Annotated in this window: 20 protein-coding genes; 4 read left to right on the forward strand and 16 right to left on the reverse strand. The window is 36.8% G+C overall.

Annotated features, from left to right (window positions below):
* Positions 1-16 precede the first annotated feature (16 nt).
* From rlmB to O4O04_RS11875, 4 genes are read right to left on the reverse strand one after another with little or no spacing between them, the layout of a single operon-like run.
* The gene (gene rlmB, locus O4O04_RS11860; protein WP_272531922.1) at positions 17-760 is read right to left on the reverse strand and encodes a 23S rRNA (guanosine(2251)-2'-O)-methyltransferase RlmB; all 744 of its coding nucleotides are present in this window, start codon (positions 758-760) and stop codon (positions 17-19) included.
* On the reverse strand, positions 757-2,229 hold the full coding sequence (gene cysS / locus O4O04_RS11865; RefSeq protein WP_272531923.1) for a cysteine--tRNA ligase: 1,473 nt from the start codon (positions 2,227-2,229) through the stop codon (positions 757-759). Before cysS ends, rlmB begins: the two co-directional genes overlap by 4 nt.
* Entirely contained in the window at positions 2,222-3,181 is a 960-nt protein-coding gene (locus O4O04_RS11870; protein WP_272531924.1) for an acetylxylan esterase, read from the reverse strand. The genes cysS and O4O04_RS11870 overlap by 8 nt, the downstream gene beginning before the upstream one ends.
* A gap of 3 nt (positions 3,182-3,184) precedes the next feature.
* Positions 3,185-4,048, reverse strand: coding sequence for a tetrahydrofolate dehydrogenase/cyclohydrolase catalytic domain-containing protein (locus O4O04_RS11875; RefSeq protein WP_272531925.1), 864 nt, complete (start codon positions 4,046-4,048; stop codon positions 3,185-3,187).
* 110 nt (positions 4,049-4,158) lie between these two features.
* Here O4O04_RS11875 and asnS point away from each other — a divergent pair, with 110 nt between their 5' ends.
* Together asnS and O4O04_RS11885 are read left to right on the forward strand one after the other, a co-directional pair.
* A complete protein-coding gene (asnS, locus tag O4O04_RS11880; protein ID WP_272531927.1) occupies positions 4,159-5,442 on the forward strand; it encodes an asparagine--tRNA ligase in 1,284 nt (427 codons plus the stop codon).
* A 55-nt stretch (positions 5,443-5,497) separates the two neighbouring features.
* A complete protein-coding gene (locus O4O04_RS11885; RefSeq protein ID WP_272531928.1) occupies positions 5,498-6,286 on the forward strand; it encodes a hypothetical protein in 789 nt (262 codons plus the stop codon).
* Here the strand turns inward: O4O04_RS11885 and O4O04_RS11890 are convergent.
* The 7 genes from O4O04_RS11890 to O4O04_RS11920 all read right to left on the reverse strand — a co-directional run bounded on the left by O4O04_RS11890 (position 6,267) and on the right by O4O04_RS11920 (position 13,928).
* Entirely contained in the window at positions 6,267-7,136 is an 870-nt protein-coding gene (locus O4O04_RS11890; protein WP_272531929.1) for a hypothetical protein, read from the reverse strand. The genes O4O04_RS11885 and O4O04_RS11890 overlap by 20 nt on opposite strands.
* Entirely contained in the window at positions 7,133-9,130 is a 1,998-nt protein-coding gene (locus O4O04_RS11895) for an ATP-dependent DNA helicase (RefSeq protein WP_272531930.1), read from the reverse strand. The genes O4O04_RS11890 and O4O04_RS11895 overlap by 4 nt, the downstream gene beginning before the upstream one ends.
* Positions 9,131-9,224: 94 nt before the next feature.
* Positions 9,225-10,826, reverse strand: coding sequence for a sodium-dependent transporter (locus tag O4O04_RS11900; RefSeq protein ID WP_272531931.1), 1,602 nt, complete (start codon positions 10,824-10,826; stop codon positions 9,225-9,227).
* Between the two features lie 79 nt (positions 10,827-10,905).
* Complete coding sequence (locus O4O04_RS11905) at positions 10,906-11,310, reverse strand: helix-turn-helix domain-containing protein (protein ID WP_272536086.1); 405 nt, start codon at positions 11,308-11,310, stop codon at positions 10,906-10,908.
* An 84-nt stretch (positions 11,311-11,394) separates the two neighbouring features.
* Entirely contained in the window at positions 11,395-12,909 is a 1,515-nt protein-coding gene (locus O4O04_RS11910) for an LIC12015 family putative lipoprotein (protein WP_272531932.1), read from the reverse strand.
* A 1-nt stretch (position 12,910) separates the two neighbouring features.
* The gene (locus O4O04_RS11915) at positions 12,911-13,270 is read right to left on the reverse strand and encodes a hypothetical protein (RefSeq protein ID WP_272531933.1); all 360 of its coding nucleotides are present in this window, start codon (positions 13,268-13,270) and stop codon (positions 12,911-12,913) included.
* The gene (locus tag O4O04_RS11920) at positions 13,263-13,928 is read right to left on the reverse strand and encodes a hypothetical protein (protein ID WP_272531934.1); all 666 of its coding nucleotides are present in this window, start codon (positions 13,926-13,928) and stop codon (positions 13,263-13,265) included. Before O4O04_RS11920 ends, O4O04_RS11915 begins: the two co-directional genes overlap by 8 nt.
* 108 nt (positions 13,929-14,036) lie before the next feature.
* Here O4O04_RS11920 and O4O04_RS11925 point away from each other — a divergent pair, with 108 nt between their 5' ends.
* Positions 14,037-14,393 carry an STAS domain-containing protein gene (locus O4O04_RS11925; RefSeq protein ID WP_272531935.1) on the forward strand — a complete coding sequence of 119 codons (357 nt, stop codon included), beginning with the start codon at positions 14,037-14,039 and terminating at the stop codon, positions 14,391-14,393.
* A gap of 93 nt (positions 14,394-14,486) precedes the next feature.
* Positions 14,487-15,242 (forward strand): diacylglycerol/polyprenol kinase family protein, encoded by a 756-nt coding sequence (locus O4O04_RS11930; RefSeq protein WP_272531936.1) that lies wholly within the window; start codon positions 14,487-14,489, stop codon positions 15,240-15,242.
* Here O4O04_RS11930 and O4O04_RS11935 read toward each other — a convergent pair.
* Genes O4O04_RS11935 through O4O04_RS11955 form a run of 5 tightly spaced genes read right to left on the reverse strand, consistent with a single transcriptional unit; the run spans position 15,225 to position 20,176 of the window.
* Complete coding sequence (locus O4O04_RS11935) at positions 15,225-15,800, reverse strand: hypothetical protein (RefSeq protein WP_272531937.1); 576 nt, start codon at positions 15,798-15,800, stop codon at positions 15,225-15,227. The two genes, O4O04_RS11930 and O4O04_RS11935, sit on opposite strands and share 18 nt — an antisense overlap.
* Before the next feature lie 4 nt (positions 15,801-15,804).
* On the reverse strand, positions 15,805-16,362 hold the full coding sequence (locus O4O04_RS11940) for a DUF4416 family protein (RefSeq protein WP_272531938.1): 558 nt from the start codon (positions 16,360-16,362) through the stop codon (positions 15,805-15,807).
* A 45-nt stretch (positions 16,363-16,407) separates the two neighbouring features.
* Positions 16,408-17,787 carry a TldD/PmbA family protein gene (locus tag O4O04_RS11945; RefSeq protein WP_272531939.1) on the reverse strand — a complete coding sequence of 460 codons (1,380 nt, stop codon included), beginning with the start codon at positions 17,785-17,787 and terminating at the stop codon, positions 16,408-16,410.
* Positions 17,784-19,175 (reverse strand): TldD/PmbA family protein, encoded by a 1,392-nt coding sequence (locus O4O04_RS11950; RefSeq protein ID WP_272531940.1) that lies wholly within the window; start codon positions 19,173-19,175, stop codon positions 17,784-17,786. Before O4O04_RS11950 ends, O4O04_RS11945 begins: the two co-directional genes overlap by 4 nt.
* Positions 19,172-20,176: a YheT family hydrolase gene (locus O4O04_RS11955; protein WP_272531941.1), complete on the reverse strand. Its 1,005-nt coding sequence runs from the start codon at positions 20,174-20,176 to the stop codon at positions 19,172-19,174. The genes O4O04_RS11950 and O4O04_RS11955 overlap by 4 nt, the downstream gene beginning before the upstream one ends.
* Positions 20,177-20,189 lie beyond the last annotated feature (13 nt).

A 20,189-nucleotide genomic window follows, 5' to 3' on the forward strand; every position in this document is an offset into this window, starting at 1 on the left:
AAAGTCCTAATTTGAATTAGTATCTAGCATTCACAATTCGATCAAGCACTATTCCACAAGCGACTGAGACATTCATCGATGAGATATTCCCGTGCAAAGGAATTCGCATTTGATAGTCGCTCTCATCAAGTAACAATCTTTTTACGCCTTCTCCCTCATTTCCCATTATGATAGCAATGTCATCCCCAGTAGGTAATGCACTCCAATCCTCATCGCCTTGATCTGTTGTTGCCACAATCCAATATTCATTTTCTTTCAAAACATCAACTACCCGCGATAGATTTGGAACAGAGTAGATGTTCAAATGATGTAACGCGCCACTTGAAATTTTTATAACCGTATCTGTAATTCCGCAAGCTCCCCGATCTGGTATTACAATGGATTTTACACCCATACATTCTGCTGTTCGAATGATGTTTCCCAGATTACCTGGATCTTGAATTCTGTCCAAGATTAGAACTGGTCCTTCATGGGGACTTACCTGTGCTTTCCATTCAGCAAATCCCAGATTTTTGCTTGATGTAAGTTTATCTAGTACCCAGATAACAATACCTTGGTGATTACCACCATTTAGGATCTTGTCCAATTCTGCTCCAGGTTTTTTCTTAACCAGAGATTTATCAGGCAAATCTTTTAGTAGTGATGATACTGCCTCGCCATAATAACTTTCTTTTACCCAAATATCTTTGATCTGAGACCAATCACAATTTGTAATAAATTCTTCTACATTTCGTCTGCCATAAATCGCTTTTTTCTTCATTTATCGATCTTCCATTTAACAGAGCCATCTTTGGAGTCTTCTAAAATGATTCCTTGTGATTTTAAATCATCTCGAATAGAATCTGCTAATTTGAAATCTCGATCGAGCTTAGCTTTCTTACGTTCTGCGATCTTAGATAAAATATAACTTTCTTGATCTGCTGCAATACTGGATTGATTTTCTCTTTTAAATTCAAAAATTCCTAAAAATGAATCGATCGCACGAAAATAGAGTAAATAGTCCAAGATATCCTCAGATGACAATTCATCACGATCTAACTTGCTATTCAATATTTTAATATTCTCAAATACGCTAGCTAAAACCTTAGGAGAATTTATATCATCTGCCAATCCTTTGAGCATTTCATGATAAGCTTCTTTTGCAACGGACACTGGGATTCGATTTAAGAAGTCTGATTGGGATTTTAATGGCTCTGGTATTGCTATTTTTTTTTCAAAAGAAAGCTCGAGCAATCGATTCAATGTATTCTGGATTTTCTCTATTGAGATTTTGGCTTCCTCTAAGCGATCAAATGAAAAATTCAATTTCGTTCTATAGTGAAAGGAAAGTAAAACATATCTGATCGCTTTCCAGTTATAACCTTTTCCAATAATATCCGATAGAATATAGAAATTTCCTTTGCTCTTGGACATTTTTTGTCCTTCAACTAACAAATGTTCACAGTGAAGCCAATATTTGACAAATTCTTCTTTGGGATAGGCACCCTTCGATTGTGCGACCTCATTCTCATGATGCGGAAATAGTAAATCAATTCCCCCTGTGTGAATATCAACCCCTGATTGATAGACTTTTCGAATCATTGCTGAACATTCAAGATGCCAGCCTGGTCTCCCTTTACCTTTTTTTGTATTCCAGAATTTTTCGCCTTCTTCTTTGGGTGCTTTCCAAAGAACGAAATCTCTAACATTCTCCTTCTCATACTCATCAGCATCATATCTCGCACCCGATATCATCCCAGAAGTATCGATCTTACTTAGAGATCCGTATTCCCTAAACTTACCGATAGAAAAATAAATATTTCCATCTTTTTCATAGGTCATGCCTTGATCTTCTAGACGTTCAATGATATGCATCATATCATCGATTGATTCCGTGGCTTTTGGATAATGTTCTAATTTTTCGATATTCAGAGTTTCCAAATCGGCAAAAAACTTTTCTGTCCAAGGCTTTGTAAATTCTTCAATGGAAATATTTTGAGAAATAGATTCACGAATAATCTTATCATCTATATCTGTTATATTCATTGATTGATCAGGCTGATAGCCGAATAACTTAATAGTACGACGCAATGCATCCACAAAAATATAAGATCTAAGATTTCCTAAATGACTATAATTGTAAACTGTAGGACCACAAGAATAGATTTTTACTTGGTTTCTATCATTTGGTTCAAATGGAATTTTCTTTCCTAAATTACTATCATACAATTCTAATTTTATATCATGCATCTACAAAAATCTCTTTGTAAAAATCTAAATTAACATTTTCTTGTCGCTCTTTTCCTGCTTCATGTCCATCAGTTGGATATATCTGCATTCTTTTATCACAATTCAAATGATTGAATAATCCAAAAATTGATTTGGGTTGCGAGATCACATCTTCCATTCCGCAAGAAAATAATGCAGGGACTTTGATTTTTTTTGCAAAGTAAACACTGTCAAAATAAGAAAGATTTTGTTTATAATCTACTTTCTTGGATTTTGGTTTTGAATAGAGAGGATAGATTTCCTTCATCCAAGAATAGGGTGATGATAACTGTTCTTTAGTTAGGTGGCAAAAGTTTGCAACCTCTGCAATTAGCCCGACAACACGAGTCGAATACGCAGCACCAAAAGTTGCAAGTGAGCCGCCAAGTCCATGCCCACATAAAATAATTTTTTCGGAATCCACTCCGCTATACAAACGAACAAATTCAATTGCCCGCAATACATCTAGATATAGAGCTTTCATATAAAACGCACTTGGATTATCCAAGTTCTTTTCGAAATATCCTGGCGTCCATCCTTCAGGCATTGGATCATTTGGATTTTCTTTTGGATAGATCAACTGGTCTCCATGCCAACGTAAATCGAGATGACATTGAGCTATCCCATTATCAGTTAGAGATTTAATTGGCTCGCGTTTTGATCCAGTATAGTCATGGAAAAAAATTACAATGGGGCGGTCTCCGCGTTTTCTTGGAACGGTTATATGTCCGAATATAGTTTGGTTTCCATAAGAATTAAAACTGATATCTGCCCTTGATTCACGAATGATTGAACCCTTAAAAAGAGTTTTAGATTGAGATTGAATCGGGAAATCTTTTAATTCCTGAATGCTATCTTTCCAGAATTTCTCGAAATCACTTGGCGGATTCCAATCGGGAACTGTCTGAAAGCATTCGTCAAAATTGGCAGGCATAATTTATTTACCTGACTTCAAGGCAGGACTAAATTTTCCTTCCCAAGAATACAAAGTCTGCAGTAGCAAAACAGCAATTGTCATTGGTCCCACTCCACCGGGTACAGGGGTATGATAGGATGACTTCTCACTTGCAACCGAAAGCTCGATATCGCCCACATTACCAGCATTATATCCAGCATCCAGAACAACGGCTCCTTCCTTAATCCAGCTTCCTTTGATGAATTCTGCTCGTCCTACTGCGCCGACTACAATATCAGCAGTCTTAACAATCTCATCTAAATTTTTTGTTTTGGAATGACATAGAGTTACTGTCGCATCCAAATTCGTTAGCATCGCAGCCATTGGTTTACCCAAGATTGGCGATCTACCCACAACTACTGCTTTTTTTCCAGATACTTCGATTCCGTATTCGCGAAGCAATAAAATCATTCCATAAGGAGTGCAAGGGAAATAGGCGTCTTGATCCATTGCTAATTTTCCATAACAAAAAGTAGTAACACCATCCACATCCTTTGTGGGAAGAATCGAATCAAATGCCGATCTCTCATCCACTTGCGGTGGGCTCGGATGCTGTAAAAGTATACCTTGAATGCTATTGTCTTCGTTGAGTTCTTGGATTTTATCAAGAAGTTGATCAGTGGTCGTGTTTTCCGGAAGTTCAATTCGTCTTGATTTCATACCAACAGATTCACATGCTTTGTTCTTCATGTTCACATAGGTCTGAGACGCTGGATCTGAGCCCACCAAAATGGTTGCTAAAGTAGGAGCAAGATACCCATCCTGAACTCTTTTTTCGATTGATTCCCGAATATGGGTTTTGATTTTTTCTGCTGTAGCTTTGCCGTCTAAAATTGATGATTTCATTATCTTAAGATTCAGGTTTTGTTTTAGAGCCCTAAAATCAAATAAAAAACGGAATTTCTACTTTTCCATAAGCAGGTAAATTTTAGTTTACACATTAAGAGGATGCATTTTTGAAAAATATTCAGGATCTCATAGGCAAAAAATTGGTATTATCTGGTTGGTTGCATGGTATTCGAGGTTCCAATCGTTTCCAGTTTATAACATTTCGCACCGACGGAATTCTATTACAAGTAATCGCAGAAAAAGAAAAACTCGGTGAAGAAGAATTCCATAAAATCAAAAGCCTGAACCAAGAAACCTCTCTTCAAATTTCTGGAGAATTGCTTGCAAACGAGAAAGCACCATTAGGAGTTGAACTCAATCTTGATAGTTTGGAAATAATTGGCAAGTCCAATGACTATCCAATCACTCCGAAGGAACATGGAACTGATTTTCTTATGAATCATAGGCATTTATGGCTTCGTTCCAAAAGGCAACTTGCTATACTTCGCGTGCGAAGTGAACTCAGTTTTCAGATACGCAATTTCTTTCATAATAAATCTTACCTGAACTTAGACACGCCGATTTTAACAGGATCCGTTGGCGAATCTGCTGGAACGCTATTTTCAACTGAATATTTTGATCTAGGATCAGCCTATCTAGCACAGACTGGACAACTCTATTTAGAAACAGGAATTTTTGCACATAACAAAGTATATTGCTTCGGACCAACTTTTCGAGCAGAAAAAAGCAAAACAAAAAGACATCTTGCAGAATTCTGGATGGTTGAAGCAGAAACAGCTTTCTGTGGAAATGATTCCAATATTGATCTTCAAGATGAATTCATACGAACCGTAATCTCAGAAACGATATCTAAGACTTTACCGGAGCTTGCAATTTTAGAAAGAGACGTTGAAAAATTACAAAATTATATCAAAAACCCAATTCCACGAATCGATTACAGTGATGCAATTGAGCTACTCAAGAAGCATAACTTCTCGATTGAATGGGGCGATGATATAAATGCTGAAGGTGAAAATAACATTACCGAAGAACTCCAATCACCTGTTTTTATCAAAAACTATCCACGAGCAATCAAGGCCTTTTACATGAAACAAAATCCGTCGAATCCACAAACCGTATTGTGTGCCGACCTTATTGCACCGGAAGGAGTCGGTGAAATCATCGGAGGATCGGAACGCGAAGAAGACTTTCATAAAATATTGGAACGAATCCGAGAAGAAGGATTACCAGAAGAAACCTATGAATGGTATTTAGATTTAAGAAAATATGGCTCAGTACCGCATTCTGGATTCGGTTTAGGTTTAGAAAGATTGGTATCTTGGATCTGCGGAGTCCCTCATGTCCGAGAATGCATACCTTTTCCTCGCATGATGTATAGAATTCACCCATAAAAAAAATCACCTCTTTCTTTGCGAGTTTGCCGAATTATAGAGAAAGAGGTGAAACATGGGTCAAACTGCTTCCTTATCTATTCAAAATCAAAGTCCTGAGAGTGACGCTTGGGAACTATTCGAAGTAGGTTCGAACGATGAAGTCATCCGAATTGCAAAAGAGAATCCCGCATCTCATTTTTTAAATCATCTCGCAATCATAGCAAGTATTGAAAACGGAGATGGTATTCATAATCCTTCCACCAAAGGGATTACACCGCTTTCTCCAATGGTAGAAGCTTACATCAATTATAAAAATCGAAAGAAAAATGAAGCTGCAAATCAACTGGAACTCTATTATTCCAATAAATCAGCCTTGATCTGTTATCCTTTTAGCAAGTTTGCGATTGATGTTTTCTTTTCTGTCAAAAACTATTCGCAAGTATTGCATGTAGTAACAATATACAAAAAGAAATATTCAGACAATGCTTTCTTACGCGAAGAAGTAATCTCACTCTATCACAATAAAAAATACCAAGAAGTTTTATCTGTCTATCAATCCAATTCCAAAGAACTCAATGATCCGGAGATTCACAGAGTTCTAGGACTTGCACTTCTATTTCTCGGCAAACACAAAGAAGCAGAGAAGATCTTAGACAATATCCCAGGAAAACTCAATCTACCTTCGTTTGAAGAAAAGAAGAAAGATTATGATAGAATTATAATGAATTTTCCCAGTTATGAAAGTAAAAAAGCAAGCATGACTCCAAGAGAACTCGAAGATCTAGGTTTTGCATATTTATTTAACGGAGACTATTCGAAAGCTGAAAAAACTTTTCTCGAAGTTACTCAGCTACTAAAATAACAATTTTACAAAGTTTTAAATTCTTCTGTGTAATAGTTGAGCTTAAAATTTTCAATGCGACTTCGTAAGAAACTGTTAGGTTAGTTTTATTCTTACCCGTAACTCCAATGGGCACAGTCCAATAAGGATTGTTTCCTACACGTTTTTCTAATAGCTTTGATTTTGGATCACTGAGATATAAGATCATTCCGAATTCTTGAACGGATGCAGGATGTGCGATTCGCTTATTGAAAATATCGGCTCCATATTCATTTTGAATTTTTGGAAAAATAGCTGGATTCAATTTGAAATCACGCGCATCAATCACAAGTCCTGTGAATGCAACAGGGGGCAAATTATCATTCAGGATAGGAAATTCTTCTCCACCCAGTTCCGAATAAAATTTTGAAATTAAATTATTTTTCCCCAAAAAATGAAGCTGAGATTTGAGATATAGAAAGTTTTTTTCATATTTTTTCTTTTCAATCTCTGGCTCTGCATTATAATAATGTATGATTTTTTCTCTAAGATTTGGATTCTCATCCATGTATTCGCCAAGATTGTAATTCTCATCGATAGTGATTTTCTCTAAAGCACGGTTTAGTTTTTGTCGATTGTCTTTTTTTGCTCTTTGATAAGCGTTTGTTCTAGCATGATTGAGACTACTAACTGTTTCTGAATCAAGATTTTCCGATCCATCATCAATAGAAATTCGTTGCAGTTCCTCTTTGGTCTCAACTTCCAATTTGAAATTCGTCCAATTGGATATCGCACCGAAAAAATCCTTTATCAAAACATCAGCGCTTAGATCTGACTGAGGTAGTAGACTACCAAACAAAAGTATCAACGCAATTGCGGAAAAATTTTTCATCCTACTTTATTTGTCGGAAGATTTTCAAATTTTTCTAATAAATCCTTTTCTTCGTAGCAGGCTCTAAGTCCAGAAGGTAGAGAGGAAAGAAGTTGTTTCCCATATGATTTTGTATGAAGTCGCGGATCCAATATGCTTACAATTCCTGTATCCGACATCGATCGAATCAATCGACCAAATCCTTGCTTGAGGAGAAGTGACGCCCGTGGCAATTGTATTTCAGCAAATGGGTTGAGGTTTTGCTCTTTCATTCTTTCGATTTTGGTCTCAAGTACCGGCTCACTCGGAACCTGAAAGGGAAGTCTTGTTATAATCACGGATTTAAGGCGATCCCCCTTAATATCAACACCTTGCCAAAAAGAAGACACTCCAAACAAAACACTATTGTCAGTTCCCAAAAATTGCTGCTTTGCACCAACAGCACCCAAATCCGTCTGAGAAAAAATTGGATACTCGGATCTTGACTCAATCAATTCTCGAATTCGATTTAGAGATTTATTCGATGTAAATAATACAAAACAGTTGCCTTGAGTTAATTTTATCAGTGAAAGTATGTATTCTGCGATATCAATATGGTATCCATTGTCATCTGCAGCCGGGTCTCTAATATCTCGCGGAGTAAAAAGTATCGCTTGTTTAGAGTAATCAAAAGGTGAGGGCAGTTGGATCTTATCCGAATGATCGAATCCGATTTGTTTTTCAAAATAATTAAAACTTCCTTTCAAAGTGGTCATAGTAGCTGAAGTAAAAATTACTGACTCCAATCTTGGCATTAACACATCTGCAATTATCTCATCCACATTGATTGGTTCCGATAGCAATTTGACAAATTTTTCTTTATCTTTATAGCTCGGAGGCTCATACCAAAAAACTAAGTTTTCATTTTCACGATTTCTCAACTCATAAAAAAATGAAGAGAAACTGGAAAGTCGACCTAAGACCATTTCGATTCCTAAGGCAATTTCCTTATCCACAGGATTCTCCGAATCCTTTTTATAATTCCTTGATTGTTCAACCAAGAAATTTATCATTTCTTTTAAAGATTTTTCAAATTCTCCACCGTCTAACTTCAGCTTGCTCTTAATTCTTGTAGCCCCATAAAAATTTAATCCTATGTCCTGAGCAATGCTACTATATAAGCGAATCGAGCTATCTCTCGCAGCATCATTGAATTTTAATAAATTACTTGGTGAACCCATTCGAGCAGCAAGACCGTGTTTATTATCCTTACTATGAATGAATCCAAATAGTTTCTGCAATCCATCATAAGTAACTTCGGATCGAAAAGATTTTCCAACAATTTCTGGAAAATTATGAGCTTCGTCAATGATCAACCTTTCAAAATGTGGAAGTATCCGAAAATCACCCGCGATATGACTCGCAAGTAAAGAATGATTCACAATGAGTAGATGGGCTTTTTTCCATTTCTCTTTTTCTAAGAAATAGAACGAGGAAGAGAAATTCTTGCAGGATTTACCTAGACAATTATCACTTTCACGAGTGACTTTTGACCAAAGATCATAACTGATATTACCTTGGAATTCTGATTTTATCCCAGTGTCTGTCGTCGATAACCATTTTTGAAACTCTTCAATGGATCGATTTGATTCGGTACCAAAATTCCCAGTTTCGGAAACCATTTGGTATTTTCTCTTACAGATATAATTGGACGCTCCCATGGCAATTTCTGCTCTGAGTTCGGATCCAAGGATTTCTCGTAGAATGGGTATATCCTTTTTGATTAATTGATCTTGTAATGCCTTAGTCTCTGTCGAGATAACAATTGTTTGCTCTCTTTCCATAGCAAACAGTGCAGCTGGCACGAGGTAAGATAAACTTTTTCCAACTCCAGTACCTGCTTCTGCAAGCAATGATCCGCCTTCCAGAAAAGCATTTTGGATTTTGGAACTCATTGTGATTTGAGATTGGCGCGGTTCGTAGTCATCCCAAATTTTTGGAATTTTATTGCGAAATATAGATTCTGCAGAATCCAAATCTATTTAGTCCGAAAAAGATGATACAGACAATAAACACTAAGTGAGATAACAAGGGTAAGTGAAATAGTCATAATAAAAATACCTTGTATATTCAATTTTCGCCCTCTCTATGTCTGCGATTTTTGTATGCGAGAAAAACTAGCAAATAGGTGAATCCAAATATTGCGAGAATTCCGAGAAAAACAAACCTAGATATGATTGCTTTATTTTCTGCATCTGCTATAGATTCCCCTTTGCTTGCAGCTAATTCTATCATAGCATCCGTACTCATTTTATCAATGTATTCAGGTAAACTTTGTATCATAAAAGCAAAAAATATTATGATTAAGAAATAGGGAGTAATATACTTCATAATAAATTGATAAACTTTCGGAACTTGAATATGAGACCCTTCATTGCCATCACGAACTCCTTCTTTCACACCAATATTCCATACAAAAATCAAGATTTGAATTGTTGCCAGAATATAAATTAGAATAGTTCCCACAAAAAAATCTGTAAGATCGAGCGAAGTAAAGTCTTGATTGAAATAGATAATCGGAAGGCATAAACTAATGGTAAAAATAAATAGAATCAAAGATGCTTTTCGTTTAGAAAAACCAAATCCCTCCTCAAGAAAAAGAATTCCTGGCTGTAGCATCGTTACTGAAGATGTCAATGCTGCAAGAAAAAGAACAAAAAACCATAATGCTCCAAATATTTGTCCAGCCGGCATCATCGCAAAAACAGAAGGCAATGCTATAAATCCCATTCCAAAAGTTCCAAAACTAGAAGATGCCGCACCTAGAAATAAGAATGCGATAGGTATGGTAATCATACCTCCCAGAGCAACTTCACAAAATTCATTTAAAGTTGCAGAGGAGAGACTGGATAAAACTACATCATCCTTCTTATTTAGGAACGAAGAAAAAACCAAAGCTATACCAAATCCCGCAGAAAGAGAGAAAAATATTTGTCCAGCAGCTGCTACCCAAACTTTCGGATTGGTAAGGCTAGACCAATCCGGATTCCACATAGCGCCTAACCCTTCTCCAATTCCATCTAACGTAAGAATTCGAATCAAAACAATAACACTAGATATAAGCATCACGGGAATTGCAAATTTCGAAAAAGCTTCCAGTCCTTTGGATATACCTCGGTAAACGATAGCGAAATTCATCATAAAACATAGTAGGGTAAATAAAATTACATCACTCTGGAATGCATCTCCATTTGCACCAGATCCTGTTAGATTGAGGAAAAATGTAGATGCGTTCTTAACAACGCTATCACGAAAACCCGGAGATGAGCTACTAAGGTCGCCAGCTAAATCAATACTTCCAGTAAGAAAATAAAAAGCATAAGAAAGGCACCAAGCTTCAATAAAAACATAATATACATAAATCAATATTGGAATCATAACTCCGATGGTTCCGGAGATATGAAGCGGAATTCCAGTTAAGTATTCTTTGAATATAAATGGAGCACTATGTCCGCTTCTTCCGCCTCTTCGGCCCATGATCCACTCAGTGATACAAACAGGAATTCCGAGGATTATAAATGAAACGATGTATGGAACCATGAAGGCACCACCACCATTCTGAGCGGCTTGGCCTGGGAAACGAAGAAAGTTGCCTAAGCCGATGGCACCACTTGCAACTGCGAGTATAAGACCCGTTCTTGAGACCCAACGATCTTCTTTTGAATTTTTCATAGGAGAGAGGATGAATTAAAAACCCAGTAATTTTTCCATAGAAAATGAAGAAACTACTGGGAACAGCAATGATTAAGTATTAATCAATTTTTGAGAGAAAAAGTTCATCCATTTCCATTTTGAAAACTTTTGATGCTAACTTCTTAAAAGCCTCAGGAGGCTCCAAAAGTCCTAATTCTACTTTGGATAAAAAGGGAGTGGATACCTTTAATTTCTTTGCCATATCATACTGCTTGATTCCCATTTCTCTTCTTCTAGACCAAAGTCTATTTGTAAGACCAGTTGTGAATTCTGGAAAAATGTCCTCGACGGCATTGTCATTGAATAACTTTTCGATGGATGTCTTTAAATATTTCGAACATGCAATTTTAAACTTTTCTGTAGGTTCTTGACTGCCAGTTTCAATCTTCGATAGGTAACTCGGTGACACACCTAAAGCGCGAGCCATGTCATATTGCTTGATCGCTCTTTTCTTTCTTAGCATGTATATATGATTATTCATTTGGTATCCCTCATGTCTGACTCTAATCTTTTCTTCTCATTAATCAAGAAAAAATTTCTTAAACTACTAAATTTTTCCATTTCTAAGACTTTCTGAGTCAATTTTTAATTTATAATCAGCCTTTAGGGTGTTAATCTTTCCGTCAAAGATTCCTTTTCGTTTAGCATTCTCCAAATCATTTTGAATCTGATTTTTAACTAAACCTAGTGGGCGAGGAATTCGCTTCTGTGGATTATTTTTATCAGGTTCAGAGTAAGCAAAAAGTTTACCAGCTTCATATGTTTCTCTAATTTCTTGATCAGAGACCACAATTTTTTCGGAGGCAATATCTTTCATAAACAATGCCCATACTAAAGAATATTTTAAATATTGAATAGAGTCTTTGTATATCTCTGTTTCAAGAATGGATTTAGACTTAGGATCTTGTTCAAGATAAAGAGAAGATAAATAAATATTATAGAAAAAATTTAACATATCAAACATCTCTTGTTCTTTAGGAGATTGTCCATTATTGCCAATGATTTTGCTCAATTCAGAAAAATCTTTTGCGAAGTCTCCAACCGTTATATTTTCAGTCTCAGATATTGAAGCGAGTATTCTTGTTGGTGGAAATTCACTTAACTTAAGTTCGCTTGCTTGCTTGAGCATCGGTGGATCATCAACTTTAATAGAGCTTTCTGTCCGGATCCGTTCAAGTTCAGTTTGCCATAATTGAGTTTTGAACTGCCTTGATATATGCTCACCCATGCTCTGACCACGCTCAACTGGATCTCCATCTGAATAATATCTAGCACTTTGTTTTGCTGCCTCATCCTCAGTTGATTCTGCATACTCATTCGCAGTCTTACTCATTTCTTCAAATTTTTCTGATAAATATTGGTTAACAACCGATTGATTGATCTTACGAATATTTACAATTTTTATAATATATATAATCTCTCCCGCTCGTTTTAAATGAAAGTTGTCATCATTCGCATTTAATGCATCAGACAAAACATCTTCGAAAGGATTGGGTCCACAATTCAGACAAAACGGTTCAATTATTCCAGCAACTGATTTTCGAGATTCATCTTCCGTATATTCTGTAACTAATTTATTTAGTTCCTTACTGCTTGAGGTTGAATTGAGCTTGGTCAAAATTTCTGAAGCTAGCGCATCCTTACTATTATCAGGATCTTTAAGAACTACCATTTGCATGGTCATTAGTTCCATCGGAGTTTTCTTGATAGTTTTGCTTTCAAAATCTTTTTTATATAGAGCAACTAACATCTGACCTTTGGTCAGAGAAACCAAATTGTCCATAAATTCTTTGGAAATCTTCCCAGAAGAAGTATGCTCATTATAAACAATTTTTTGAAGTGCAATCTGTTCTAGAAGATTCGATTGAGCTTGAATTGATGAATTTTTTTCATCCAATTTGACTCCGCGAATTTCATAGAAATCCCGTAATTCTTTTCTTGTAACTGTTCCACCTTCATAGACAGCAAGAGCGTCCGAATCCAATGTGCAATTCACCATAACCATTAAGGTTATAGATAGAGGAATGATGTATTTTAGTTTTATGGTTTTCTGATTTAACATACTAATATTTGTAAACAGGTCTCTCCGGTTTTTTTTTGGTTTCTTTTTTAGGTTCTAAAACAGCAGGCTCTTGAGCAACTTCTGCACGGTAGGAAGATTCATTGTCATCATACAATTTCTTTCCTTCCTCTTTTGTATTTGAGACTATTTTTTGCTGAACAGTAGAGGCTTGAGTCTTGACTTCTATTTCCAATAGATCTTCTCTATATCCGCTCAGTTTTTTTATCTCCATCTGGAAGGAATCTTTCAAATAGTCTGAGTAATCACGATCTTCCGCAATTCGTTCTTGTAATTTACCCAACTCAACTAGATCTCGGTTGATCTCTTCTAATTTCTTAAATGCATGAATTACTTTAACCAATTCCGTTCTCCTCCCGATATTCGAATTTTCCAAAATCCCTCACTAACGGCAAGGATGAAAAGAACAAGAAAACAGAAAAAATGGGTTGGTCAATTGAGTGGATGATGTAAAAGGCTAGGAGAATTAAGATTAAACTGAAGCAATTCCAAAGGTTTATCGAGAAACTAATTCTTATGATATATTGAAAAACTACAATCATCATCAATGCAAATCCAAACCAATCCAAAAAATTTAAATCTGAAAATAGATCAGTCAATTCCCATATATCCAATGATTTTCTTTGAAATTGTCCAATAACTAAGCCGATTACAAGAATCATACCATTTAAAAATCTTATGATAATAGGAATGGATGATCTCAATAAAATGATCAAAGCCAATGTAGCAAAAGCTAAATTATCAAATTCCGAGATCCAGTAAAGGGAAAGAGAAATTGCTATCATTAAAAAAGGAAACCACAGGTCTTCATTCAGTGATTTTGACTTGGAGAGAATGGTTCCCAAAATTCCGAGAGACAAAGTATCCAAAAATTGACTTGGCATTCCACCAAATGATAAATAGGTAAATACCAAAATTATGATAAAAACAATCAATTGAATATTTATATATAGATTGATTCGAGGATTTACTGTTGCAAGGTTAAATAGGGAAATGGGCAAAAATACCCCTAAAGTGACAACGCCCGGAAAATCGGGAAGAAATGTCCTGAGAAGAAAAAAAAGGCATGCAGAAAAGAACCAAAGCATAGATAAAGGAATCTATCCCCAATGAGCCTGGAAGAACTTTTTATTCAGTCCGAAAAGATTGAGAACGTAACGATTTATAAACTACAAGGTAATATTAATTCATTCACAAGTCAAAGATTTTTAGAAGGGATTCGAAAGGGCGTGCTTGCTGGTCCATCAATCCTAGATTTAGAAGAAGTGAATCTAGTAAGTTCCCAGGGAGTTAACGCTTTTAAAGAGTTGTCAGATATCAGTTTCTCGAATCGTTCTCGAGTTCTCTTAATCAATCTATCACCTTCGGTTCGGCAAGTCTTTAGTATGGCGGGGATAAAGAATCTATTTATGATTCCGGAAAATGAAGAATTGGCTATGAAAATTGCTTCAAGACCGTATCGTTGATTTGTAAGCGATAATAAAAATTTACTAGCATTCTTTCAATCGACAGCTAGAGTAGACGCTACGTTTTATAGAAAATTTAGAACTGGATCCAATATGAACCAAAAATCAGAATTTAATTTCCTTCGCAAAGGTTGGCATCTACTCGGACTATTCATTCCTCTTGCTCTTTATATTGATTTATTTGATGGAACCTTTGACAAGCTTCATGCTACAAGAATGATCATCGTGATCGGACTTATTATTTCTCTCATTCTCCTTGTTCTTCTTGAATACTTACGTTTTAAATCTCAAGCTTTCTCCGAACTTTTTTGGAAAATATTCGGTGCAATCATGAAAGAGGGTGAGAGAAAAAATATGAATGCGACGATTCCATATTTTACAGCCAATATGTTTGTCATTTTATTATTTCCTCCAGAACTTGCCATCTTATCACTCGCATTTCTGGTCATAGGAGATCCTTTTGCAGCTTATATCGGATCTAATTACGGCAAGAATCGATTCTATAACGGTAAATCATTGGAAGGTATAATCGCTTTCATTATCTCAGCGTCAATTTTTGGATTGATGTTGATTCTAGTTTATTCAATCCATCATCCTGAGACTCCCTATTCCTTTTTTGGAGTGAGTGGAGAATTTCAATTCTCTTCTATAATTATTTTATTCACGGGAACCATCATTGCAGGGATAACAGAATTTTTCTCATCAACGGCATGGAAAGGATTCTTAGATGATAATCTTTTGATTCCAATCGTGTCAGTTATTGCAATGGGATTGGTCACAACTTGGGTTTTTGGGTTTCCAATGGATTCTATACTTTTTGATCCAATGACTCTATTTGATAATAGATAGATCTATTTCCGTAGAAGTCATAAATGATTTATCCCCGCAATGGAAGCCGATTTCCATTGGAGCGGGGAAAACTTCCGATAAATAAATTTCTTTAGTCCATCTTCCACGGTGTTTCATTTCTTCTTCCAGGATTGTCCCAAGGTAATGGAAAAATCCCATCCAATTATCCCCAATTTCTTTGCCTTCCATCTCAATTTTTCTTCCGTAAAACACAAAAACTCCATGGCAATTTTTGCTTTTGAATTCTTTTTTTTCAGATTCTGTAAAATCTCTATTCCAGTAAATTACAATGCCTGGCGTTTCTCTCGCTTGAAAGTATAAAAAATGAGAAAGATCCTCCCAAGTCTTCAACTTTTTGTTAGCTGGGATTCGCAATTGATAAGTCTTTGTCTTATCCCAAGGTTCCGTGCATTTGCCTTGATTATCAAAAAGGTCACAAACCTGAAAATGATCCATCGCCAACTCACGATTGCAATTACTCATAGTTAGCTGAAAAACCAAGAGAAACAAAATGGTTGGGAGAATTTTGTTAAAATAATTAAATATTTTTTTGCTCATAGCATTAAATCGATGGATGCTTCTTTAGAAAATATTCATAAGATTCTCTAAGATTTGTAAAAAAATAAATAGATTCTCTCGTGTGAAAGAACTGAGGTGCAGTATCAGAAACTACCAATTGGGATTTCTGATATTTATAAATAATCTCAGCAAAAATTCCATGAAAAAGATAGATCCTATGTAGATCATCAATAGTACTTCCAATTACAACATTCTGGCTAGAAAGATAACCTGGAACTAGTCTTAAAGACGGATCTTTTTTTCGAAGTTTCTTGGAAATATTGATACATTCTTTATAGTGAGAAGGTAATTCTTCACGATTGATTCTGCGTTCGAAAGAGAGGATTCTAGTCGATGAGCCTGTCTGGTAAAGATTTTTTTCCCATTCTGGTAACATCCATTTGGGCATCGGAACTGATTCATAGAGTGATTTAGAAAACTGTGATTCAGCAAATTCTTTTATTCTAAAATACGTTTCATCTAAGTCATAGGACACAACCAGAAAGAAAAAAGATCCAGGAGGTTTTAGAATTTTTTCTTCGGGGGGAAACTGATTTGCCATTTAATCTACCATATAACTTAAAATCTTTGTAAAACAAAAAGTCGATTACTCAGTACCAGTTATAGTCATTCCTTCAATGAGAATCGATGGAGCCCAAGTGGATTTTCCAAGTAATTCTCTCTCCAAAGATACTGCGGCAATTTTCTTTTCTAGAATCTCATACATATTTCCAGCCACTTGAACTTCTTTAACAGGAATTTTTTCTCCATTTTCTAATAAGAATCCACCTTTGACAACTCCAGAAAAATCTCCTGAGGCTGCACTAGAAGTTCCAGAAAACCGATTCACCCAGATCGTTTTATCTTTTGCGTTGAGCATGGACTTTAGTGAGTCAGGTCCTGGTTCCACTTGGAGGGAAGGGGGTCCACATCCTGGAGTTCCTCCGGATCCTCCCGTCGCACAACCGTTTGATGATTCCAGGCCAGCTTTTTTGGCTTCATAGTGGTTATAGAAAAAAGTTCTAAGCACACCATTCGTAACAATGTCGATGTCTCTTGTGTTTTGTCCATCTCGATCAAAAGAAGTTGCTGATTCTAAACTAAGGTCTGTTGGTCTCGAAACAATCGATAGTTTTGGCGACATCACCAGTTGATTCATTCGATCTATCATCTTACTTTTTTTCTTACGAACGGCAGTTGCTGATAGACTCGAAAGAAACCCACCAATGAGAAATGAAAAAATAGAATCGGGTGGAAGGTATACATTTCCTTTGAATCCAGAAATGGTTCGTGCTCCAAGTCCGCTCATACATGAATGCAAAAACTTAAAATACTTCTCGTCGAAGTTCTTAAGAAAGTCATCGGGTGTTCTTCCAAATGCTGATTCAGAATCAAAGCTACTTATATCATCTCCGTCTATTGCCATTCCCATAAAAGAAGCAGAGAGACTAGACGAGGCTTCGGATCGAAGAACTCCTTTCGATGAAGCCATTGCTTTGAGCGAATAAGAAAAGGAAGCATCGGCTGAATCCAAACTGACTTTTGGGAACTGTGCTTCTCGAATTGAGAGAATTTTTTTTGCAATCTCTAATACAGAATCAGGATCGTAGCCTGAAAGACTTGGATCCAGATGATTGATTGGCGGTGAAATTTCCGCTGGTGCTTGTGCAAGTTCTAGATCTGGATCAGGAGTTCCTTGTGCCAATGCCAATGCTTTCGCTTCTCGAATCGATCCGATGAGATCTTTGGCGTCGTTGGTTGTGACAAAACCTTCGCTACCATTTTCAATAACACGAACTCCATAAACTGTTTCTTCATAGGTCTCATAAGTTTGGATATCGTTTTTCTCTATAGTAACCGATGCACCATTCGCATAACCTGTGAAAATCTCGGATTGGGCAATGCCTTCTTTTTTTGCTTGGTCAATGGCAGAGGAGATTCTTTCTAGAATCTGTTGCTTTTTGGATTCGAGTTCTTCGATGGTCAAGTTTTCACGCCCCCGAGCAATGCCTTAGTTCTCACATATGGACCACCGGCATCAACCTTAGCTGGTTGCCCTTTGCCACAATAGCCCGAGCCAAGATCCCATTTGAATTCTTTGGATACCATATCAACATCGTTGAGGACTTCAAAAGCAAGGCCAGATACTGTCACACCTTTTAATAATTTAGTTATTTTTCCGTTTTCGATTCGGTATGCTTTCTGGGCAGCAAACATAAATTCGCCCGTTGAATCCGCTTGCCCATTCTTTGCCCCCTCTAGATAGTATCCGTCTTTTGTATTGGCTATCATTTCATCCAAGCTGGATTCCCCTGGGTGCAAATATGTATTGCGCATACGAATCAACGGTTGATCGGAATATTCCCATGCCCTTGCAGAACCAGTAGGGGCAACTCCGAATAAGGATGCAGTCTCCCGATTGTGCAAATAGGATTTTAGAATACCATTTTCAATGATGGTTGTGTTTTGGGTCAAAATTCCTTCATCATCTACAGGCAATGTTCCTCCTGCGCCATCGTAAAATTCTGAATGACCACTGTCTGATAATGTAACCAAGTCGGAGGCAACTCGTTGCCCAATTTTACCTTTAGCAACAGAACCGGATAATACAAAGTCTGCTTCTACAGTATGGCCTATTGCCTCATGAACTAGGAGACCAACGATAGAAGGCGAAAGAATCACCGTAGCATTGCCTCCTTCGCTAAATCCTGAGCTTAGTAAATCAATTGCTGTCTTGCATGCGGCTTCTGTGAAAAGTTCCGGCTTACGATCTCGGAATAGGCAGTCCCAACCACCGGTAACTCCAGTTGATTCAGCACCCACTTGCATTTCTCCGTCTTTGGAAGCTACTGCACTCACACGAAATTCAGGACGAACCAAGGAAAAAGAAACATCCACTCCATCTGTTGTTACGATAGATTTCTCTTCGAAAATTTCGGAATAACCAACACCGATGGATTGTAGAAGCGAAGATTTACCTTCTGCATTTTTCTGAGTTTCAAAAACCAAGGCGACCTTTTCTTCGATACTCATATTCGCAAGTTCTGCAATTCCTTTGCCTGGGAAATCACCCACAGCAAAATTACCTGATGCTAAACCTTGGATTTTATCTTTTCGAAATGTTGATGATTGTTTTGCACTTTTCTGAGCATTGGTGATTGCCTTTTGAATGCTTGATTTATCTGGATCACTTGTAAAAGCAAATCCCCAAGTTCCGTTCATTAAAACTCGAACGCCCACTCCAGATCTTTTTTTTATGGAAGTGCTTTCCACACGACCTTTTTCTGCATAGAAACCTTTGGTCTCCTTTTTATGCCATCTGAGTTCTACAAATCCGTCTTGGTCTTTTATACAATCGCGTAATAAATCTTTCATGCTAACCTCTCATTTATTTGAGTATCGAAGAAATCGAGTAGTATCCCACTGAGCCAACGACCTTCCGGAACTTGCGAAGACTCTTCTGCCAAGAATCCCACATGCCCACCTTTTTTTGTAAAAACTGTTTGAATATTTTGAATGCGATGCCAAGCAACTTCGTGCCATACTTTGGATGGAACAACTGGATCATCTTCAGCATGGATCACAATTCCTTTGTGTCGAATTTTTGGAATAAAATTGATGCTGGAACATTTAGCATAGTAGTCTAACACACCTTTGTATCCACAAAGAGGGGCAGTCACAAAATCATCGAAATCAAAAAATGTTTTGCACTTAGATGCACGTTCTGCAAACTCACGTTCAAGTCCAAAAATTCCCGATCTCACTTTCTCATGCAGAGTATCCAAAAAATATTTTCGGTAAAATTTACCTGATGGAGAATCTATAAATTCACATGTTTTTTTTAGATCAAGAGGTGGAGAGACAGCAGAGAAATACCGGGCAATATGATCTCGAGTTTCTCCGAAATATTTAAGTATCAGATTCGCAGAAAGTGAAAAGCCAGACACTACGAGATTTTGTGAAAAATTATTTTTCATAAATCGAAGAACAGATTCAACATCGGAAGTATGTCCTGCACTATAGGGTTTTTTGGAAAATCCAAAACCTTTTCCACAATTTCTCATGTTCATTCGAACCACGCCGTAGCCTCGCTCAAGTGCGTTTTTGGCAGTAGATATCATATAATGGCTCTCAGAGCTTCCTTCCATTCCATGAATCAATAGAATATAATATCCGTTAAATGGCTTATTGAACTTACCAGTCCATTCTAAAGGAGGATTGTGTTCTAGAACAAGGACATCTCCATCGCCTAACGGTAGGTAGATGTCCTCGCAAAGGTATTTGCTTCTAAGATTGTTCTGGGGGGGAAAGAAGGCATTGTAAATAGTCTGAACATGCCTTCCTCCCAAAAACTTGCGCGGTCGAAACGAATCCATAAACCTTGCCAAG

It is taken from the genome of Leptospira sp. GIMC2001 (genome assembly GCF_028462125.1).
In the GTDB taxonomy this organism is placed as follows: domain Bacteria; phylum Spirochaetota; class Leptospiria; order Leptospirales; family Leptospiraceae.

Coding starts and splice junctions, on each gene's coding strand:
- rlmB (WP_272531922.1), bottom strand. CDS start 760: ATGAAGAAAAAAGCGATTTATGGCAGACGAAATGTAGAAGAATTTATT.
- cysS (WP_272531923.1), bottom strand. CDS start 2,229: ATGCATGATATAAAATTAGAATTGTATGATAGTAATTTAGGAAAGAAA.
- O4O04_RS11870 (WP_272531924.1), bottom strand. CDS start 3,181: ATGCCTGCCAATTTTGACGAATGCTTTCAGACAGTTCCCGATTGGAAT.
- O4O04_RS11875 (WP_272531925.1), bottom strand. CDS start 4,048: ATGAAATCATCAATTTTAGACGGCAAAGCTACAGCAGAAAAAATCAAA.
- O4O04_RS11885 (WP_272531928.1), top strand. CDS start 5,498: ATGGGTCAAACTGCTTCCTTATCTATTCAAAATCAAAGTCCTGAGAGT.
- O4O04_RS11890 (WP_272531929.1), bottom strand. CDS start 7,136: ATGAAAAATTTTTCCGCAATTGCGTTGATACTTTTGTTTGGTAGTCTA.
- O4O04_RS11900 (WP_272531931.1), bottom strand. CDS start 10,826: ATGAAAAATTCAAAAGAAGATCGTTGGGTCTCAAGAACGGGTCTTATA.
- O4O04_RS11905 (WP_272536086.1), bottom strand. CDS start 11,310: ATGCTAAGAAAGAAAAGAGCGATCAAGCAATATGACATGGCTCGCGCT.
- O4O04_RS11910 (WP_272531932.1), bottom strand. CDS start 12,909: ATGTTAAATCAGAAAACCATAAAACTAAAATACATCATTCCTCTATCT.
- O4O04_RS11925 (WP_272531935.1), top strand. CDS start 14,037: ATGAGCCTGGAAGAACTTTTTATTCAGTCCGAAAAGATTGAGAACGTA.
- O4O04_RS11930 (WP_272531936.1), top strand. CDS start 14,487: ATGAACCAAAAATCAGAATTTAATTTCCTTCGCAAAGGTTGGCATCTA.
- O4O04_RS11935 (WP_272531937.1), bottom strand. CDS start 15,800: ATGAGCAAAAAAATATTTAATTATTTTAACAAAATTCTCCCAACCATT.
- O4O04_RS11940 (WP_272531938.1), bottom strand. CDS start 16,362: ATGGCAAATCAGTTTCCCCCCGAAGAAAAAATTCTAAAACCTCCTGGA.
- O4O04_RS11950 (WP_272531940.1), bottom strand. CDS start 19,175: ATGAAAGATTTATTACGCGATTGTATAAAAGACCAAGACGGATTTGTA.
- O4O04_RS11955 (WP_272531941.1), bottom strand. CDS start 20,176: ATGGATTCGTTTCGACCGCGCAAGTTTTTGGGAGGAAGGCATGTTCAG.